This is a genomic window from Lactobacillus iners, assembly GCF_011058775.1.
In the GTDB taxonomy this organism is placed as follows: Bacteria; Bacillota; Bacilli; order Lactobacillales; family Lactobacillaceae; genus Lactobacillus; species Lactobacillus iners.
Genome location: NZ_CP049230.1, coordinates 187,421 through 206,626, shown reverse-complemented (window position 1 = coordinate 206,626; position 19,206 = coordinate 187,421). Strand labels below are relative to the sequence as shown.

The window sequence follows — 19,206 nt, the reverse complement described above, 5'->3', positions numbered from 1 at the left end:
GCTTTTATTAATCAGTCTTTTAATATCTACATATACTTTGATATATTTACTGTAGTTTGTGCTGATGCGAAACATCCAATTTATCATACATAAATTTATTTCCTTTAAATCTGATCAATGCTGATAAAAATATAACCAAAATAGATAAATATAAAACATGATTAAGTATGGCAATAATAAAAATAATGATATTCAACAGTAATAAAAAATTCCAAAATATCTTTTTTGTTTTCATTTTTCAATACCACTAATTAATGTCTTAATGCACTAAAATCCTTACCATCTATATCATGTAAACCTACAGATTTGTAATCTTCATTACTTCTCCTAAGGTTAGGTATCACATGTTTCTTATTACTCAAATCTTTACCATCTAATTCATGTAAATCAATGGATTTGTAGTCATCACTAATAACACTTTCAGAAGAAATTGCATTAGTCGTGTCACTTACCTCTTCAGTATCTAAGTTCATATGATATCTTTGACTAGGAAGTGGTGCCTTAGATACATATCTATACATCCAAATAAATAACAAAGTCCAAACAATAGCACCAATTATAGCCCACCATTTGCACGAAAATGCTTGCCCAAATAGCATTCTAAAATCAGGACCTTCGAATGAAGACCATGATATTTGAGTTCCTGCAGGTACTTTAACTGCATGTGTTGTTTGTGCCATTTTGGTGATCATTGGTGCGAAATAAGTTCCTCCGTATAGGAAGATAGGAGTAGTAATAATGCCAAGCACTATCATTCTCAATAAATTTGCACCTGTTAATATTAATGCAGCTACACCAAAGGATAGATTTATAATTCCAGCAAAAGGTAAAACATTATTTTTAGGCAATATCATAGCAAAAATAAGTTCAATAGGTACTAGAATAATTAATGTTACCCAAAATTCACTTCTTCCAGCTAATACCGGCCAGTCAACTCCTATGTAAACTTCTCTGTCTTTAAAGTGATTTTTCATAAATTTTCCCATAGAAGCTGCAATAGGATTCAATGCTTCCATAAAAAGTTTAGATATCATTGGGAAGAGTGACATAGCTGCAGCTGCTTCAATTCCCAAAGTTAATGACTTAGATAATCCATATCCGGCTCCAAATCCAAGTAATAATCCAATAATGAAACCCATAGTATCATTTCTACCCCATATACCAAGTTTCTTTTGGATATGTTCTGCATCAAATGGTTTATTGAAAATTGGGAAAAAGTCTAGAATTCTATTCAAAGGCATTAAAATGACAGCAAATAATGTAATGAAATGTGGCACAGTAATTGCTTCCATTCCCGTCAAATCTTGAATATGTCTTTGGAAAACATCCCCAGCTTTTAATTCAAAAATAATCTGTAAGCCAGCTACTAAAAAGCCAAATAACATGCTATTAGTCATATAATAAACTAAAACATACGTAAAGATCTTATTCCAAACATTCCACATATCAACATTCAATGTTTTAGTCCAATTCAATGCCAACATAATAAAATTAATAACTAACAGCAATGGGAAAAACAAGAATGCTACCTTAGCTGTCCATGTAATAGCAGCTACACCTGTCCAGCCTAAATCTGTAGCTGTTAAAGATACACTCAAAGCTTTTGACATTGCTTTACCAGCAGGTGTAATGATACTTGTCATATAATTAACAACAAGTGTCATGCCAGTAAATGCTACACCTAATGTCAAAGCAGCTACAAATGATTTTTTAAATTTTAATCCTGCAGCTAGTCCAATAATAAACATGATGAACGGTACAAATACATTGGAACCCAAGTTCAGTACCCATTGCACTACACTTTGTAAAACTTGCATTTTTCTCACCCTTTGTTATTAAATTAATCTCTTTAATCCCCAAATAATCTTTTTATAAGAATCTTCATCATTGTTACCAGTAAGGATATTAACACCATTAACATCGATTATGCCATTCTTACTGCATATATCCATTATCTCTTGCGTTGGTTTAGCTATCCAAACATAAATATCATACTGAGGTAAGATATCTGCTAACTGTTTAAAATCCGTAGCATTAACTTTAACACCTGTTATATTATGTTCTTCCAAAAAGCTCTTTATAATTCCAACAACATTTTCACTAGTAGCAACTCCACTACCACATGCAACAACAATACTTGCCATATCAATCATCTTCCATTCTAATTAAATTTTTCTTGCATAAATTCGAACATATCATCTACATTATTAATGCAAATTAATCGATCAACAAACGATTTATCTCTTAATAACTGCATAAATTTTTGTAACAATATAACTTGATGTGAGGAATCAGTAATGCCTAAAAAGAAAAAATATTCACATTGCATATCCTCATTGCTACCCATTTGTAACATATGAATAGGCTTATCATTTTTTACTACAGCAATGAATGCACGATTAACATTTACGGAATCAACATGTGGTAATGATATAGGTAGATATTTAGTCATTAACCCTGTTGGAAATTCTGCTTCACGTTCATTAAGAGCATCTACATATGTATCTTTAACATATCCGATACGCTTTAATTTCTCGCCAACTTGTTCAAATAATTCATGTCTATCAGCGACTTTTAAGTTCAAAAAAATGCAATCTTTTTGAATCATATTTTTATAGTCTATTGTTGTCATACTGATCTTCCCTTTCTTTGCAAACGCTTTCTTTATTCACTTTTAGTTTATCTACTTTTAAAGCTTGCTTATATATCAATTTATGTAATTTGAAAATATTTCATTTTTAGTGGTATTATAATGGATATTTGACCACTTTTTTGAATATGGAGATTATACACTATGAAATCTAGTCAGAGAATCAATAAGTTGATTGAAATTTTAAAAGACCATCCAACTATACACATTACTACTCTTCAAAAAAACACCAATACTCCTATCTCAACGTTAAGACGTGACCTTATGATCCTTGAGCAACAACATTTAATTAAGCGTGAAGCTGGAAAAATTATATTGTTAAAGCAAGAAAACATTGAATATGCATGGTTATATCGAGAAAACAAAAATACCCTTTTGAAGGATAAGCTATGTAAAACGGCTTCTAATTTAATCCAAAACAATAATGCGATTTTTATCGATTCATCTACTACATGCACTAAATTGGCAACCTATTTAAACAATTTTAGCAATTTGAAAATTATTACCAATAATTTGATTGTCGCCAGCCAATTACAAAACCACATGAATTTTTCGGTTTTTATTAGTGGAGGCTTAATAAAACCTTATTCACAATCCGTATTAGATAATGAAGCTATACGATTTATTCATCAATTTAAAACTAAGTATGCATTTGTTTCATGCAGTACTATAGATTTATCTGGTTTATATATGGCAGATTTATTACAAGCACAAGTAAAACGTGAAGCCATCAAACAATCAGAAAAGACGGTAGCACTAATTGATTCATCTAAATTCAAAAATAATCAAGATTTTATAAAACTATGTGATTTAAGCGATATTGATATACTAATTACCGATAAAAAAATCACAGATACTAAATTTATCAATTTTTGTAAAGTACATAATATACAAATAATTAACTCATAAAACCTAAATAAAAAGTCTATCTCATGCATATGAAGTAATCAAAAAAAGTTAGATTTTTAGTCCTACTTTTTTGTGACACTACAGCATCAGGTAGACTTTTTTTATATCTTTTATTTTCTAGAAATCAAAATACAATATATCTTCTTATTCAACATCTATTGCTGGTTCATAAAAACCTGCAAATGTATATGTACCTTTATCATAAAGAAACTTAACAAAACTACAACAACTAAAATGCGGAATATTAGAATTATATAGTTTAGAAAACATAGCAATAATATCACCATGTGCTACAATCAAAATATTTTGTCCATCCTCAGTCTCTTCCTGAACTCGTTTGAGACCATTAACCATTCTTTCTACAACATGATCATCACGTTCCATAGAAGGGGCATCTAATTTATCACCATTCCAAGGCAAAGTATACTCGTCAGCACCTTCAAATATACCATAATCTTTTTCACAAAAATCCTTTAATCTAGTGTATGGCATTTTGTGGTCCGTAATTAATTCTAATGTATCACTAGCACGTTCCTGCGTAGAACAGTAAGCAGCATCAAAATTTATTTTTTGCTTTCTAAAATAATCTCCAGCAGCCTTAGCCTGTCTAATACCTAAGGCGGTTAATCTCGAATCACATGAACCTTGTGTTTTGTGATGAAAGTTAAAAAATGTCTGTCCATGACGTACTATATACAATGTTTTTACCATAACTTACTCCATATATTCTAAACTTAACAGATGTGTAATTTTTTTGCCAATCGTTCAACTTTATTTCCTATAACTTTTTGGGCTAGCTTTAATTTAAATGTGATATAAAAATAAAACAGCCCGCCTATAATACTTCCACCAGCAGCTAATATCAATGCATTAATTCGATGTTCAGGATTTAATAATTTGCCTGCTATCACAACAAATATCAAAGAAAGCATAAACATCATTAACGATATTATTAGTATGGCAAGAAATATTTTTTTGGTTCGTTTGTAATTATACTTATATTTTATACGCAAGTGCATCAAAGCAAAAGATATCGTGAAAATGAGTCCGATAATTGTGGAAATCAAAGGACCATATACTTGGAAAAGTTTGATTGCCGGCCATTGAAAGATACTCTTGATAATTATTCCAATAAGTAAATATTTAATAGCTAAACCATTTTCAGATAGTCCTTGCAAAATCGCCATTAAAATAGTAAATGCACCTAAAAACATTGCTGCTATGCCAGATAAAAATAAAATATTGGCACCTAAAGGATCAGCTCCATAAAAGATTGTATAAACTGGCACTGAAACAGCTGCCATTCCTAATGAGGCAGGTATCATGAAAAATAAAAATAATTCTAAAGTATTTTCTATTTGTCTGGAAATATCTTTATAATCTTTTTTGGCGTGAGCACCAGAGAGTAATGGTATCGCCGTCATCGCCATTGCTGTCGCTAAAGATACGATAACCATAATCAACTTGTTAGCATTTAAGCCAAATAAAGCATACCAGCTTTCAATCTGATCATAGGAAACATGCACCAAGTTATTCATAATCGGATGAAAAGTATATTGATCCATTAACTGAAAAAATGTAATACCAGAATCAATAATGATAAAAGGTACCGATTGGCCGATAATTTCCTTAAAAAGACTTTGCGTAGAAACTTCAATTTCATTATTAGAAGATAAGATTAATTTATCATCATTACTCTTTCTTTTAAGTAAAAACAAAACTAAGAGAGCAATGCCAAAAAATGCACCGACAGCTGCTGCTAAATTAGATTGAATAACAGCTGTTAAATAACTTCCATGTTGAACTTGCATAATCAGATATGCAGTAAATAACATCCATGCAACACGAGCAATTTGTTCTACAAGTTGGGAAAGTGCGGATGGCATCATATCATTGTAGCCTTGAAAATATCCTCGCATAATACTCAAAATTGGAATAATCAATACGGCTAAAGCTAAACTATGTAATACTGGAATCTGTCTTGAATCATTACCTGCTAAAATTGGTGAAGCTATAGTCATAACAAATGCAGATACAACTCCAAAGATCATCATCAAAAATAAGCCATGCTTGAATAGTTTGCGTCCAATACCATATTCATTTATGGCATTATATTTAGCAACTTGTTTTGCTACTGCACCTGGTATACCAGCGGTAGAGATTATCAAAAATAAGCTATATATATTATAACTTTTAGCTGTTAACGCATTGGCTACATTACCATGTGCTCCCATCCATGCATACCATGGAATAATATAAATCGCACCTAATACACGTGAAAAAATTGAACCTAGCGTCATCCAAGCGGAACCTTTTAGCAAAGAAATGCGTGAATTTTCTGTTTGTTGATTGTTATTATTCATTTAAATTTCCTAAGTAAAATATTATTTAGCTACAATATTGATAATTTTATTGGGAACAATGATAATTTTTCGTATTTCTTTATCTGCTAAAAACTTTTGAACATGTTGATCAGCTAAAGCCTGCTTTTCTAATTCTTCTTTTGCAGTATCCACTTTTACCTTAATTTTTCCACGCAATTTTCCATTAATTTGAATCATCACTTCAACTACTGATTCAATCAATTTACTTTCATCATAACTAGGCCATTTAACGTATGATATTGATTCATCATGACCTAATATTTGCCAAATTTCTTCCATCATGTGTGGTGCAACTGGGGCTAACAATTGAACAAAACCTTCAGCATAAGCACGCGGAATAGAGGTTGCCTTTTGAGCCTCATTGACAAACACCATCATTTGCGAAATTGCAGTATTAAAGTGTAGTGCTTCAAAATCTTCTGTAACTTTCTTGACAGTTTGATTGTAAACTTTATCTAGTTGACCGTCATTTTCTTCTACAATTTTGTCACTTACTACAGCCTTAACATCCAAATCATTAACCATTAAACGCCATACACGATCAAGGAATTTTTTAATCGATGCTGGACCATTATCATCCCAATCAATCGATGCATCAAGTGGTCCCATGAACATTTCGTAAGTTCTTAAACTATCTGCTCCATATTCTTCAACAATATCATCAGGATTTACTACATTGCCTCTAGACTTAGACATTTTTTCATGATCCTTAAGAATCAAGCCTTGATTATATAATTTTTGGAATGGCTCCTTAGTAGGCACAACTCCTAAATCATAGAGCACTTTATGCCAAAATCTAGCATACAATAAATGTCTTACAGCATGTTCAGCTCCACCTACATACATATTAACTGGAAGCCATTTCTTGAATAACTCATATTCACCTAATTTTTCAGTATTATTAGGATCAATATAACGTAAGTAATACCAAGAAGAACCAGCCCAATTAGGCATAGTATTAGTTTCACGTTTACCTTTACGTCCATTTTCATCAACAACATTGATCCAATCTGTCAAATTAGCTAATGGACTTTCAGGTGTGCCTGAAGGCTTAATATTGGTTGCATGTGGCAAGATTAATGGTAATTGGTCTTCCGGAACTAATGTAGTTTCACCATCTTCCCAATGAATTATAGGTATAGGTTCTCCCCAATAACGTTGTCTTGAAAAATCCCAATCACGTAATTTATAATTGACTGTTCTTTTACCAAGCTTATGTTCCTCTAACCATTCAATTATTTTATTTTTGGCTTCCTCATTGTGTAAACCATTAATAAAACCAGAAGCTACATGCTCACCATCGCCAACAAAGGCTGCTTGATGGACATCGCCGCCCTTAATAACTTCTTTAATTGGTAAAGAGAATTTGCTGGCAAAAGCGTAATCACGATCATCATGTGCAGGTACTGCCATCACTGCACCAGTACCATAGCTTGCTAAAACGTAATCAGATATCCAAATAGGTACTCTGTCACCATTAATTGGATTAATAGCATATGCTCCAGTGAAAACACCTGTTTTATCTTTATTTAGATCAGTTCTTTCCAAATCAGATTTTGATTCTATTTTTTTGATATAAGCTTCTACATCCGCTTGATGTTCTTCTGTAGTTATTTTTTTAACTAATTCATTTTCTGGTGCCAAAACAGTATAACTAACACCAAACAATGTATCTGGTCTAGTAGTAAAAACATCAAAAGTCAAATTAGTATTTTCAACTTGAAAAGTAATTTGGGCACCATATGATCTACCAATCCAATTGCGTTGCATTTCTTTGATTGGTTCAGGCCAATCTAAATCATCTAAATCTTCCAATAATCTATCTGCATAAGCTGTCATTTTTAACATCCACTGACGCATATTGCGACGATAAACAGGAAAACCTCCACGCTCTGTTTTACCATCAATTACTTCTTCATTTGCTACAACTGTACCCAGATCTGGTGACCAATTAACAGGAACTTCAGCCTCATAAGCTAATCCCATTTTATACATTTGTTCAAATACCCACTGTGTCCATTTATAATAAGCAGGATCACTAGTATTTACCTCACGATCCCAATCGTAAGAAAATCCAAGTTGGGTTAGTTGATTTTTAAAATTAGCTATATTTTCCTTAGTAACATCCATAGGATCTCTACCAGTTTTTATTGCATATTGCTCAGTTGGTAACCCGAAAGCATCCCAACCCATTGGATGTAAAACATTATATCCTTGTGCCCTTTTCATACGAGCTAAAATATCGGTAGCAGTATATCCTTCTGGATGCCCTACATGAAGACCCTTATCGGATGGAAATGGAAACATATCTAAAGCATAGTAATTTTTCTTATTTGGATCTGTTCCTGTCTTGAATGTTTTATGTTCTGACCAATATTGATGCCATTTTCTTTCAACAACTTTGTGATTATACATTTTTTCCTCCTAAAATAAAAAACGTCCTATGAAAGTAAATCATAGGACGAAATTGAATCGCGGTACCACCTAAGTTCCATGCATAACATGACCCTTGTCGCACGTTATCGCTGTGCCAACGTAGAGTTTGCTACGGAGTAAGTTCAATGAATTACATTAGGATATCACACCAATAATCCCTCTCTGAAAATGCAGGTTCATTTACTAATCTCAACTCTTTTTTTATCTATAATGATTATAATTTACCACAAAAAAGAAATTTTACAAGGTAATTTATACCATCATATTACTTTTTAATTCTCTTTTCTTTATACAAATGATTCAGTAAAAAAGAAACGACAATTAAAACTAATGCTACCCAATAACCAGATTTTAATGCATTAATAAGCACCATTCTTAATTGTGGAACAAATTTTGGATCTAACTGAGATAATTTAGCAGAAGCAACAATTTTATTCATCATATTTTGTGTTAACTGCGGATGTTTTTGTAATCCTGCCATAATTGAAGTATTAAATACAACACCAAAGAGTGAAACCATCATTGTTTGACCCAAAAATTTCAACAATGTATTAAATGCTGTTGCAACCCCTATATCTTTTGGAGAAACAATCAATTGTGATTTCATTAATGCCACTGTGATAATGATTCCAAAACCGATGCCATTAACAGCTGCCAAAACGCAAAATACCCAAAGCGGTGTATATATTGGTACTAATAAAAGACATATATCTGCCAATAATAATACTGCTAAAAAGACATCAAATAGCTTTTTGGTACCATAACGAAACATTAATGTTCCTGAAATGAAGGAACCAACAATCCATAATAAAGAACTTGGTGTGACTGCAAAACCAGCCATTGATGAACTAACACCATTAATTCCCTGCATCCAAGTCGGAATATAAAATTCAAAGCCAATAACAACTCCTGAAATTAATAGAGTAATTAAACTATGACAGATAAATTCCTTATTTTTGATAATAGACAAAGGGATAATTGGATCTTTAGCCTTTTTTTCTACACTAAAGAATAATACAAAGCTAAATATGCTAATAACTAATAAAGCGATAGTCAACAACAAAGTTCCGGGCTGATCCAGAAATTGCAAAAATAACATCAACGATAATAAAAATACGATTAAAATTGCTGATCCTGCATAATCTAGCGATACTATTTTATTGACCTTTTTCTCAATAAAATATACCTGTACCATAATCAATGCTGCAATACCTATCGGAACATTAATATAAAATATCCAATGCCACGATAAATGTTGTACAATAAATCCACCCAATAAAGGTGCTAATATAGCTGCTACACCCCAAAAGCCGCAATTTAATCCTAATATTTTAGATCTCTTATCAATTGGATATAAATCAGCTAACATCGTAATTGCAACAGGTTGAATAGCACCAGATCCTAAGCCTTGAATTGTTCTAAAGATAATTAATTGAAACATATTTTGTGCTAAGCCACATAACGACGAACCTATCACAAAAATTAATATTCCAAATAAGAACACGGGCTTTCGACCGAAACTATCTGCTAATTTTCCATAAATTGGTGTAGTTACTGCTGTCATTAATAAAAATATTGATACAACCCAACTCATAATTTCCAAACCATTAAGATCTGAAACAATAGTTGGCATTGCTGTTGAAACAATGGTTCCTTCTATGGCAGTCATAAAAGTGGTAAGAAAAATAGCACAGGTGATGATTTTTATATTTGTATGACGGACTTTATTCATGATTTTTCACATAATCTAATAATTCACTGACCTTATCGGTATGCTCCCAAGGTAAATCAATATCAGTTCTACCAAAATGCCCATAAGCTGCAGTTTGCTTATATATAGGACGATTTAAATCTAACATTTTTATAATCCCAGCTGGACGCAAATCAAATATCTCACGCACAGCTTGTACTAATAGTGATTCATCAACTACACCTGTACCCGCAGTATCAATCATGATTGATACTGGATGTGCTACACCGATTGCATAGGCTAACTGAATCTCGCAACGATAAGCTAACCCTGCTGCAACAATATTTTTAGCTACATAACGTGCTGCATAACTTGCACTACGATCAACTTTAGTTAAATCTTTACCTGAAAAGGCACCTCCACCATGTCTTGCATAGCCACCGTAAGTATCTACAATAATTTTTCGACCAGTTAATCCTGAGTCACCTTTAGGTCCACCAATAACAAATCTCCCGGAAGGATTAATTAGATATTTTGTATTTTCATCAAGATAGCGTTCTGGTATAACCTTTTTAATCACATCATTAATTATACTATTTTGAATTTCATCATTTGATACTACATCATCTGTTTGTGTTGAAACAACAATAGTATCAATACGTTTAGGCTTATTATCCTTATCATATTCAACAGTTACTTGAGCTTTTGCATCAGGTCTTAACCAAGGTAAAGTACCATTTTTTCGTAAATCAGCAGTTTTTCTCATAATCTTATGTGCTAAGGATATAGGTAAAGGCATAAGTTCAGGTGTTTCCTTAATGGCAAATCCAAACATTAAGCCTTGATCTCCAGCACCAATTTGATTAAGACGATCATCGCCTTTATTACCACTTCTAACCTCTAAGGAGTTATCTACTCCTCCAGCGATATCAGATGATTGTTCATCAATATCAACCAAAATTGCACAATTAGAAGCATCGAAGCCTAATTCTGGTCGGTTATAACCTATTTCATTAATTGTCTTTCTGACTATAGATTGAATATCAACATATGCTAATGTAGATATTTCTCCTACAACTAAAACCAATCCTGTAGTTACCGTAGTTTCACAAGCAACACGACCATTAGGATCTTTAGCTAAAATTGCATCCAAAATTGCATCTGAAATTTGATCAGCAATTTTATCTGGATGACCCTCAGAAACTGATTCTGACGTAAATAAATGTTTCTCTTGCTTCATAATAGAAGTCCCCCTTTAAAAAATCGGTTACAAGGCATCTTCGAATTTCGAATCCTCTCGGGACCTTAACCGTAATACAATAATAAATATTAAAAAAGACTACCATTTGGTAGTCTCCTATGGAGGATACAGGGCTCGAACCTGTGACCTCCTGCTTGTAAGGCAGATGCTCTCCCAGCTGAGCTAATCCTCCAAAATGACCCGTACGAGATTCGAACTCATGATACCGCCGTGAAAGGGCGATGTCTTAACCACTTGACCAACGGGTCATATAAATTATCCCTAACATAGCTTCGATGATAACATTGCCCACAAAGCTATGCAAGCGATATTTATAACTAGTTAAAAACTTAAAAAGTCCCTAACTACGGAGTGTGAGAGATTCGAACTCTCGATACAGGTAATGCCCGTATACATGATTTCCAATCATGCTCCTTCGGCCTCTCGGACAACACTCCACTATTAATGTTAAATTAATAGTCTTTCAATAAATCCAAACGGATTATACTGAAAAATTAAAAGAGCACGGCAACGTCCTACCCTCGCAGGCAGTTTCCCACCAACTACTCTCGGCGTTAAGAACCTTAACTTCTGTGTTCGACATGGGAACAGGTGTTTCCTTCTTGCTTTCGCCACCGTACTCTTCCTTGAGCTTTTACACTCAAAACTGAATATAATCTCTGCTTCTTCCGAGCTCTCTTTGGTCAAGTTCTCGACTTATTAGTACCGGTCCGCTCCAAGCATCACTGCTCTTCCACTCCCGGCCTATCTACCTCATCGTCTCTAAGGTGTCTTACTGCTTTCGCTTCGGAAATCTCATCTTGAGGGGGGCTTCGCACTTAGATGCTTTCAGCGCTTATCCCTTCCATACATAGCTACCCAGCGGTGCCTTTGGCAAGACAACTGGTACACCAGCGGTATGTCCATCCCGGTCCTCTCGTACTAAGGACAGCTCCTCTCAAATTTCCTACGCCCACGACGGATAGGGACCGAACTGTCTCACGACGTTCTGAACCCAGCTCGCGTGCCGCTTTAATGGGCGAACAGCCCAACCCTTGGGACCGACTTCAGCCCCAGGATGCGACGAGCCGACATCGAGGTGCCAAACCTCCCCGTCGATGTGAACTCTTGGGGGAGATAAGCCTGTTATCCCCAGGGTAGCTTTTATCCGTTGAGTGATGGCCTTTCCATGCAGTACCACCAGATCACTAAGCCCTACTTTCGTACCTGCTCGAGTTGTCTCTCTCGCAGTCAAGCTCCCTTCTACCTTTACACTCTGCGAATGATTTCCAACCATTCTGAGGGAACCTTTGGGCGCCTCCGTTACTCTTTAGGAGGCGACCGCCCCAGTCAAACTGCCCACCTGACACTGTCCTCTCACACGCTTAGTGTGACGAGTTAGAGGATCCATCAAACAAGGGTAGTATCCCAACATTGCCTCTGATAAAACTGGCGTCCTATCTTCTCTGGCTCCTACCTATCCTGTACATGTTTAACAAATACTCAATATCAAGCTACAGTAAAGCTCCATGGGGTCTTTCCGTCCTGTCGCGGGTAACCCGCATCTTCACGGGTATTATAATTTCACCGAGTCTCTCGTTGAGACAGTGCCCAAATCATTACACCTTTCGTGCAGGTCGGAACTTACCCGACAAGGAATTTCGCTACCTTAGGACCGTTATAGTTACGGCCGCCGTTTACTGGGGCTTCAATTCTAACCTTCGCTTTCGCTAAGCTATCCTCTTAACCTTCCAGCACCGGGCAGGTGTCAGTACCTATACGTCATCTTACGATTTTGCAGATACCTGTGTTTTTGATAAACAGTTGTTTGGGCCTCTTCACTGCGGCTGATTTCTCTTCAGCACCCCTTCTCCCTAAGTTACGGGGTTATTTTGCCGAGTTCCTTAACGAGAGTTCTCTCGCTCACCTGAGGATTCTCTCCTCGACTACCTGTGTCGGTTTGCGGTACGGGTACTCGCTCTCTGGCTAGAAGCTTTTCTTGGCAGTGTGACTTCATGACCTTCGCTACTTTGATTTCACTCCGCATCACGTCTCAAAATTGGCTACAAGCATTTGACTCGTATCCTCCCTTAACGCTTACACATGATTCCATCTCCATGCGTCATTAGCCTCCTGCGTCCCTCCTTCGCTCTTATCGATTACGAATAGTACAGGAATATCTACCTGTTGTCCATCGGCTACGCCTCTCGGCCTTACCTTAGGTCCCGACTTACCCTGGGCGGACGAGCCTGCCCCAGGAAACCTTAGTCTTTCGGCGGACAGGATTCTCACCTGTCTTTCGCTACTTATACCGGCATTCTCACTTCTAAACGCTCCAACAGTCCTCTCGATCTGCCTTCTCCGCCTTTAGAACGCTCTCCTACCACGCAGCTAACTGCATCCACGGTTTCGGTACTATGCTTAGCCCCGGTAAATTTTCGGCGCAGCGTCACTCGACTAGTGAGCTATTACGCACTCTTTAAATGGTGGCTGCTTCTGAGCCAACATCCTAGTTGTCTGTGCAACTCCACATCCTTTTCCACTTAGCATAGATTTTGGGACCTTAACCGGTGATCTGGGCTGTTTCCCTTTCGACTACGGATCTTATCACTCGCAGTCTGACTCCCGTGCATTGATATCTGGCATTCGGAGTTTATCTGGATTCAGTAACCCCTGACGGGCCCCTAGTCCAAACAGTGCTCTACCTCCATTATCATTCACACGAGGCTAGCCCTAAAGCTATTTCGGAGAGAACCAGCTATCTCCAAGTTCGTTTGGAATTTCACCGCTACCCACAACTCATCCCCGCAATTTTCAACTTGCGTGGGTTCGGTCCTCCAGCGTGTTTTACCACGCCTTCAACCTGGTCATGGGTAGGTCACTTGGTTTCGGGTCTGCGTCATGATACTATCTCGCCCTCTTCAGACTCGCTTTCGCTTCGGCTCCGTCTTTTCTGACTTAACCTTGCACCACAACGCAACTCGCCGGTTCATTCTACAAAAGGCACGCCATCACACTTTAACGTGCTCTGACTACTTGTAGGCACACGGTTTCAGGTTCTCTTTCACTCCCCTCCCGGGGTTCTTTTCACCTTTCCCTCACGGTACTGGTTCACTATCGGTCACTGGTTAGTATTTAGCCTTGCGAGATGGTCCTCGCGGATTCAATCGGGATTCCTCGTGTCCCGACCTACTCAGGATCCTGCTCACCTCGTTTCCGGATTTCGCTTACGGGGCTCTCACCCTCTTTGGCTTATCTTCCCAGATAATTCTGCTATCCTTCCATTCGGCTTTTTACAGTCCTTCTACCCCTAATGGCAAGCCATTAGGTTTGGGCTCTTTCCTGTTCGCTCGCCGCTACTTGGGAAATCGATCTTTCTTTCTCTTCCTGCAGCTACTTAGATGTTTCAGTTCACTGCGTCTTCCTCCTTAATGCTATCTATTCACATTCAAGGTGACACCTCGCGGTGCCGGGTTCCCCCATTCGGATATCTCCGGATCTCTGCGTACTTACCGCTCCCCGAAGCATTTCGTCGTTTGTCACGTCCTTCATCGGCTTCCAGTGCCTAGGCATTCACCGTGCGCCCTTCTCTACTTGACCTATTCAAGTTGAGCTTCTCTCTTCTCGGTCGCTCTTTTTTCAATCTGTTCTTTGATTGTCTCGGTTTTTGCTTTGATTATATTCAGTTTTCAATGTCCTAACTCTTGAGTGCTTATTGCCCTCAAAACTAAACAAAGTTTCTTTGTGTGCTTTCCGCTTGGCTTCTCATATCCTTCTCTTAGCATCTCTGCTCTCCAGATACTTTCGCCTTCCTTAGAAAGGAGGTGATCCAGCCGCAGGTTCTCCTACGGCTACCTTGTTACGACTTCACCCTAATCATCTGTCCCGCCTTAGACGGCTGACTCCTTTCGGTTATCCCGCCGGCTTCGGGCGTTACAGACTCTCATGGTGTGACGGGCGGTGTGTACAAGGCCCGGGAACGTATTCACCGCAACGTGCTGATTTGCGATTACTAGCGATTCCAGCTTCATGCAGGCGAGTTGCAGCCTGCAATCCGAACTGAGAACGGCTTTCAGAGATCCGCTTGCCTTCACAGGGTCGCTTCTCGTTGTACCGTCCATTGTAGCACGTGTGTAGCCCAGGTCATAAGGGGCATGATGACTTGACGTCATCCCCACCTTCCTCCGGTTTGTCACCGGCAGTCTCATTAGAGTGCCCAACTTAATGCTGGCAACTAATGACAAGGGTTGCGCTCGTTGCGGGACTTAACCCAACATCTCACGACACGAGCTGACGACAGCCATGCACCACCTGTCTCATAGTCCCCGAAGGGAACATCTAATCTCTTAGACTGGCTATGGATGTCAAGACCTGGTAAGGTTCTTCGCGTTGCTTCGAATTAAACCACATGCTCCACCGCTTGTGCGGGCCCCCGTCAATTCCTTTGAGTTTCAACCTTGCGGTCGTACTCCCCAGGCGGAGTGCTTAATGCGTTAGCTGCAGCACTGAGAGGCGGAAACCTCCCAACACTTAGCACTCATCGTTTACGGCATGGACTACCAGGGTATCTAATCCTGTTCGCTACCCATGCTTTCGAGCCTCAGCGTCAGTAACAGACCAGAGAGCCGCCTTCGCCACCGGTGTTCTTCCATATATCTACGCATTTCACCGCTACACATGGAGTTCCACTCTCCTCTTCTGTACTCAAGCTCGACAGTTTCTGATGCAATTCTCCGGTTGAGCCGAAGGCTTTCACATCAGACTTATCGAGCCGCCTGCACTCGCTTTACGCCCAATAAATCCGGACAACGCTTGCCACCTACGTATTACCGCGGCTGCTGGCACGTAGTTAGCCGTGACTTTCTAATTGATTACCGTCAAACAAAGGTCAGTTACTACCCCTGTCCTTCTTCACCAACAACAGAGCTTTACGAGCCGAAACCCTTCTTCACTCACGCGGCGTTGCTCCATCAGACTTGCGTCCATTGTGGAAGATTCCCTACTGCTGCCTCCCGTAGGAGTTTGGGCCGTGTCTCAGTCCCAATGTGGCCGATCAGTCTCTCAACTCGGCTATGCATCATCGCCTTGGTAGGCCGTTACCCTACCAACTAGCTAATGCACCGCAGGTCCATCCAAGAGTGATAGCAGAACCATCTTTTAAACAGTTGATAGGCATCATCTGTTGTTATCCGGTATTAGCATCTGTTTCCAGGTGTTATCCCGATCTCTTGGGCAGGTTACCCACGTGTTACTCACCCGTCCGCCGCTAGCCTGTATCTTGTTTCACAGAGTGCAAGCACTCCGATCTTCAAGGCAGACTCGCTCGACTTGCATGTATTAGGCACGCCGCCAGCGTTCGTCCTGAGCCAGGATCAAACTCTCAATTTATTTTTAAATTGAACTGTTCTAGCTCATTTTCGATTTGTTTGATTTGTTATCTCAAATTTATTGCTTGCGAAATTGACTTCGCTTTTGTTTGGGGTCTTACCCCCGCACACAATTAGCGAAACTTTGTTCAGTTTTCAAGGTACTACGCACATCTAGTGCTTGTTTAGTTTATCATACTTAATTCTGTTTGTAAAGAATTTTTTCTCATAAACCTGCCGCTCACGTCTTATCCGTGACGACATTTAAAAATTATACATGATTGAAAAGTATTTTTCAACTACTTTTTTCAATTTTTATAGCATCTGAAATCTAATCATTCAGACAACTTCTTTATGTTACTCTTTTAATTATGAATTAGCAAGCTTTTTTTGAAAAAACATCAAAAAAAATCCTAATGTTAGCTATAGATATAACTAACATTAGGATAAACTCACTTATCAAGTTCTGGAGCATCCGTTTTAAACATGCTCTGGGTGGTTTTTTTGTTATTTAAATACCACAAAGAATTTTTTCTCTTTTTTTCTCGCTTTTTTAATTCTTTCATGGTGTCAGATTTCTTATATGAATATTTTTTACGCTTAACTGTTGTAAACCAGTCAGGTTTATAAAAACGTAACAGATTTCCAGTTATTATTCGATCTGATAAGGATAATTCACTAGTCACAATATTATTAATCAAACTAATTTTTCTTTTTTGTTCAACAGTCAAATGCTTGATTCTCTTACCCGATTTAGTATAGTAATAACTTCCTTCTACTTTGGAATACTCTGGTGTAACAAAATCTCCATTACGCTGTGCTACTATTTGCGGATTATCAGGCGATAACAAACTATGACCAAATTGAATTAAATCATTGTCCTTAATTCCTAACAGATTAAATAAGGTTGGACGAGCATCTATTTCTCCACCATAAGTACGCTTAATGCCACCTTTGAGACCATTCATATGAAACATCAACGGTACACGCTGGAATTGTAGATTATCAAAATTATTAAAACTACTCTTGCCAAGTAATTGTGCTGAAGCTCGATGATGATTACCTGAAATACCATAATGATCTCCATATAGCATCAGTAAAGTATTTTTATCTAATTTTGTTTTCTTTAAATAAGCAAGCAATTCACCGATAGCTTGATCTAAATAATGTGCAGTTTGCACATAACCATCAACAGTTTTATCACCTGTATCTGTTTTATCAATTGATTGATTTTTTTTGTCAATTTCATAAGGATAATGATTAGTTACAGTTATCAATTTCAAATAAAATGGTTGCGTCAAATGTTCAATATATTTAACGGATTGTGACAAAAAGATTTTATCTTTTAATCCATACCCAACATAATAATGTTTCTTATTTTTATAAAAAGATAATGGGAAAAAATAGTCGTAGCCAAATGATTTGTAAGCATTGTCACGATTCCAAAAAGAACCTGCTCCTCCATGCATTACTGCTGATGTATAGTTATCCTTTTGTCTTAAAATTGCAGGAGCACTTTCAAAAGTATTAGTCGTACCATAACTTGACATTGCAGAACCAGCTTGTAACCCATAAATTGAATTTTCTAACATCATTTCCGCATCAGATGTTTTACCTTGTCCAACCTGATTAAAGAAATTTTTAAAACTCAAAGTATTTTTAGAATGATACAATTTATTCAAATTAGGAGTAACTTCCTTACCATCAACTTTATAGTCAATCAAAAATTGCTGGAAGCTTTCCAAATGGATAACCAGTACATTTTTTCCCTTAGCTACACCAAAATATTCATTATTTGGCTCAATATAATGCCTCTGTACATATTTTTGCACAGATTTCAGATCATTATGATTAGCCTTAGCCATAACTGTGCTAGTATGAACCGTCTTAATACCATCATATACAGTAAAAGCATTAAGTCCCAAATATTTAACAATATAATTATTATCAAAAGTACGCGTCAAAAGACCTGATCTATCTTTTTGTGCCATAGTAAGATTTAAACCTGCTAATGCAATTGCTAAAAGTTCGACAAGAGCAGAAATCTTAAATTTTAGATTGCGAACATCAATTTTTATTATTTTGAATATAAGTAAGATAGCAATTATTGCTACATCCAAAAAAACGAAAAAATCACTAAAATGCAAGATGCCTGCAATACTTTTGCCTAAATTATCGGAGCTTGAACCTGACGTTTTTATGATAGAAGCAGATAAAAAGTCAGAAAATTCACGATAATATAAAATATTTGCAAATAGCCACATTGATAATATAGTGTCAACCAACAAGGCTAACCAATACGCTTTTCTACCTTTGAAAAATAAGCATATTCCCAGCAAAATAATACCTGCAGGTATGGGATTAAATAACAACAAAAAATTCTGTGTAGATCCAACAACACCTAGGTTGAATTTAGTCAAATAAACTATATAATTTTTTAACCAAAAAAAGGTTAATAAAATAATAAAATAACCGATTTTTGTTTTGGTTAACCAATTAAACAAAGCTTTTAATCGAGCCATCAAATTCCT

General features: G+C 37.0%; 10 protein-coding genes, 3 tRNA genes, 3 rRNA genes and 1 riboswitch. Of the genes, 1 reads left to right on the top strand and 15 read right to left on the bottom strand.

Annotated features, from left to right (window positions below):
- Positions 1-251: 251 nt before the first annotated feature.
- From G6Z82_RS01070 to G6Z82_RS01060, 3 genes are read right to left on the bottom strand one after another with little or no spacing between them, the layout of a single operon-like run.
- The gene (locus tag G6Z82_RS01070) at positions 252-1,817 is read right to left on the bottom strand and encodes a PTS galactitol transporter subunit IIC (RefSeq protein WP_006731505.1); all 1,566 of its coding nucleotides are present in this window, start codon (positions 1,815-1,817) and stop codon (positions 252-254) included.
- 18 nt (positions 1,818-1,835) lie between these two features.
- Positions 1,836-2,144, bottom strand: a complete 309-nt coding sequence (locus tag G6Z82_RS01065) for a PTS sugar transporter subunit IIB (protein ID WP_006731507.1) — start codon at positions 2,142-2,144, stop codon at positions 1,836-1,838.
- A 17-nt stretch (positions 2,145-2,161) separates the two neighbouring features.
- Complete coding sequence (locus G6Z82_RS01060; RefSeq protein ID WP_006728998.1) at positions 2,162-2,632, bottom strand: PTS sugar transporter subunit IIA; 471 nt, start codon at positions 2,630-2,632, stop codon at positions 2,162-2,164.
- 162 nt (positions 2,633-2,794) lie between these two features.
- Between G6Z82_RS01060 and G6Z82_RS01055 the strand changes: the two genes are divergently transcribed.
- Positions 2,795-3,559, top strand: a complete 765-nt coding sequence (locus G6Z82_RS01055) for a DeoR/GlpR family DNA-binding transcription regulator (protein WP_006728999.1) — start codon at positions 2,795-2,797, stop codon at positions 3,557-3,559.
- Between the two features lie 144 nt (positions 3,560-3,703).
- Here the strand turns inward: G6Z82_RS01055 and G6Z82_RS01050 are convergent, their stop codons facing one another.
- The 12 genes from G6Z82_RS01050 to G6Z82_RS00995 all read right to left on the bottom strand — a co-directional run bounded on the left by G6Z82_RS01050 (position 3,704) and on the right by G6Z82_RS00995 (position 19,197).
- Positions 3,704-4,270: a histidine phosphatase family protein gene (locus tag G6Z82_RS01050; protein ID WP_006732759.1), complete on the bottom strand. Its 567-nt coding sequence runs from the start codon at positions 4,268-4,270 to the stop codon at positions 3,704-3,706.
- Between the two features lie 23 nt (positions 4,271-4,293).
- Complete coding sequence (locus G6Z82_RS01045) at positions 4,294-5,922, bottom strand: putative polysaccharide biosynthesis protein (protein WP_006734808.1); 1,629 nt, start codon at positions 5,920-5,922, stop codon at positions 4,294-4,296.
- Positions 5,923-5,943: 21 nt separating this feature from the next.
- Positions 5,944-8,358 carry a leucine--tRNA ligase gene (leuS, locus tag G6Z82_RS01040; protein ID WP_164785699.1) on the bottom strand — a complete coding sequence of 805 codons (2,415 nt, stop codon included), beginning with the start codon at positions 8,356-8,358 and terminating at the stop codon, positions 5,944-5,946.
- Between the two features lie 286 nt (positions 8,359-8,644).
- A complete protein-coding gene (locus G6Z82_RS01035) occupies positions 8,645-10,111 on the bottom strand; it encodes an MDR family MFS transporter (RefSeq protein WP_006729003.1) in 1,467 nt (488 codons plus the stop codon).
- Positions 10,104-11,309: a methionine adenosyltransferase gene (metK, locus tag G6Z82_RS01030; RefSeq protein ID WP_006729004.1), complete on the bottom strand. Its 1,206-nt coding sequence runs from the start codon at positions 11,307-11,309 to the stop codon at positions 10,104-10,106. The genes G6Z82_RS01035 and metK overlap by 8 nt, the downstream gene beginning before the upstream one ends.
- Positions 11,307-11,383, bottom strand: a riboswitch (SMK box riboswitch). It overlaps the preceding gene by 3 nt.
- Positions 11,384-11,429: 46 nt before the next feature.
- Positions 11,430-11,502, bottom strand: a tRNA-Val gene (locus tag G6Z82_RS01025).
- Between the two features lie 4 nt (positions 11,503-11,506).
- Positions 11,507-11,578 (bottom strand) — tRNA-Glu (locus G6Z82_RS01020).
- A gap of 99 nt (positions 11,579-11,677) precedes the next feature.
- Positions 11,678-11,767: transfer RNA gene (locus tag G6Z82_RS01015), tRNA-Ser, on the bottom strand.
- Between the two features lie 65 nt (positions 11,768-11,832).
- Positions 11,833-11,949 (bottom strand): 5S ribosomal RNA (rrf, locus tag G6Z82_RS01010).
- Between the two features lie 60 nt (positions 11,950-12,009).
- A 23S ribosomal RNA gene (locus tag G6Z82_RS01005) occupies positions 12,010-14,909 on the bottom strand.
- 217 nt (positions 14,910-15,126) lie between these two features.
- Positions 15,127-16,697 (bottom strand): 16S ribosomal RNA (locus G6Z82_RS01000).
- Together the 16S, 23S and 5S rRNA genes with 3 tRNA genes alongside form the textbook arrangement of a ribosomal RNA operon.
- 430 nt (positions 16,698-17,127) lie before the next feature.
- The gene (locus tag G6Z82_RS00995; RefSeq protein ID WP_164785698.1) at positions 17,128-19,197 is read right to left on the bottom strand and encodes an LTA synthase family protein; all 2,070 of its coding nucleotides are present in this window, start codon (positions 19,195-19,197) and stop codon (positions 17,128-17,130) included.
- Positions 19,198-19,206 lie beyond the last annotated feature (9 nt).

What these genes read in the sequence shown, in the direction of transcription:
- G6Z82_RS01070 (WP_006731505.1), bottom strand. Translation starts at nt 1,817, where the DNA reads ATGCAAGTTTTACAAAGTGTAGTGCAATGGGTACTGAACTTGGGTTCC.
- G6Z82_RS01065 (WP_006731507.1), bottom strand. Translation starts at nt 2,144, where the DNA reads ATGGCAAGTATTGTTGTTGCATGTGGTAGTGGAGTTGCTACTAGTGAA.
- G6Z82_RS01060 (WP_006728998.1), bottom strand. Translation starts at nt 2,632, where the DNA reads ATGACAACAATAGACTATAAAAATATGATTCAAAAAGATTGCATTTTT.
- G6Z82_RS01055 (WP_006728999.1), top strand. Translation starts at nt 2,795, where the DNA reads ATGAAATCTAGTCAGAGAATCAATAAGTTGATTGAAATTTTAAAAGAC.
- G6Z82_RS01050 (WP_006732759.1), bottom strand. Translation starts at nt 4,270, where the DNA reads ATGGTAAAAACATTGTATATAGTACGTCATGGACAGACATTTTTTAAC.
- G6Z82_RS01045 (WP_006734808.1), bottom strand. Translation starts at nt 5,922, where the DNA reads ATGAATAATAACAATCAACAAACAGAAAATTCACGCATTTCTTTGCTA.
- leuS (WP_164785699.1), bottom strand. Translation starts at nt 8,358, where the DNA reads ATGTATAATCACAAAGTTGTTGAAAGAAAATGGCATCAATATTGGTCA.
- G6Z82_RS01035 (WP_006729003.1), bottom strand. Translation starts at nt 10,111, where the DNA reads ATGAATAAAGTCCGTCATACAAATATAAAAATCATCACCTGTGCTATT.
- metK (WP_006729004.1), bottom strand. Translation starts at nt 11,309, where the DNA reads ATGAAGCAAGAGAAACATTTATTTACGTCAGAATCAGTTTCTGAGGGT.
- G6Z82_RS00995 (WP_164785698.1), bottom strand. Translation starts at nt 19,197, where the DNA reads ATGGCTCGATTAAAAGCTTTGTTTAATTGGTTAACCAAAACAAAAATC.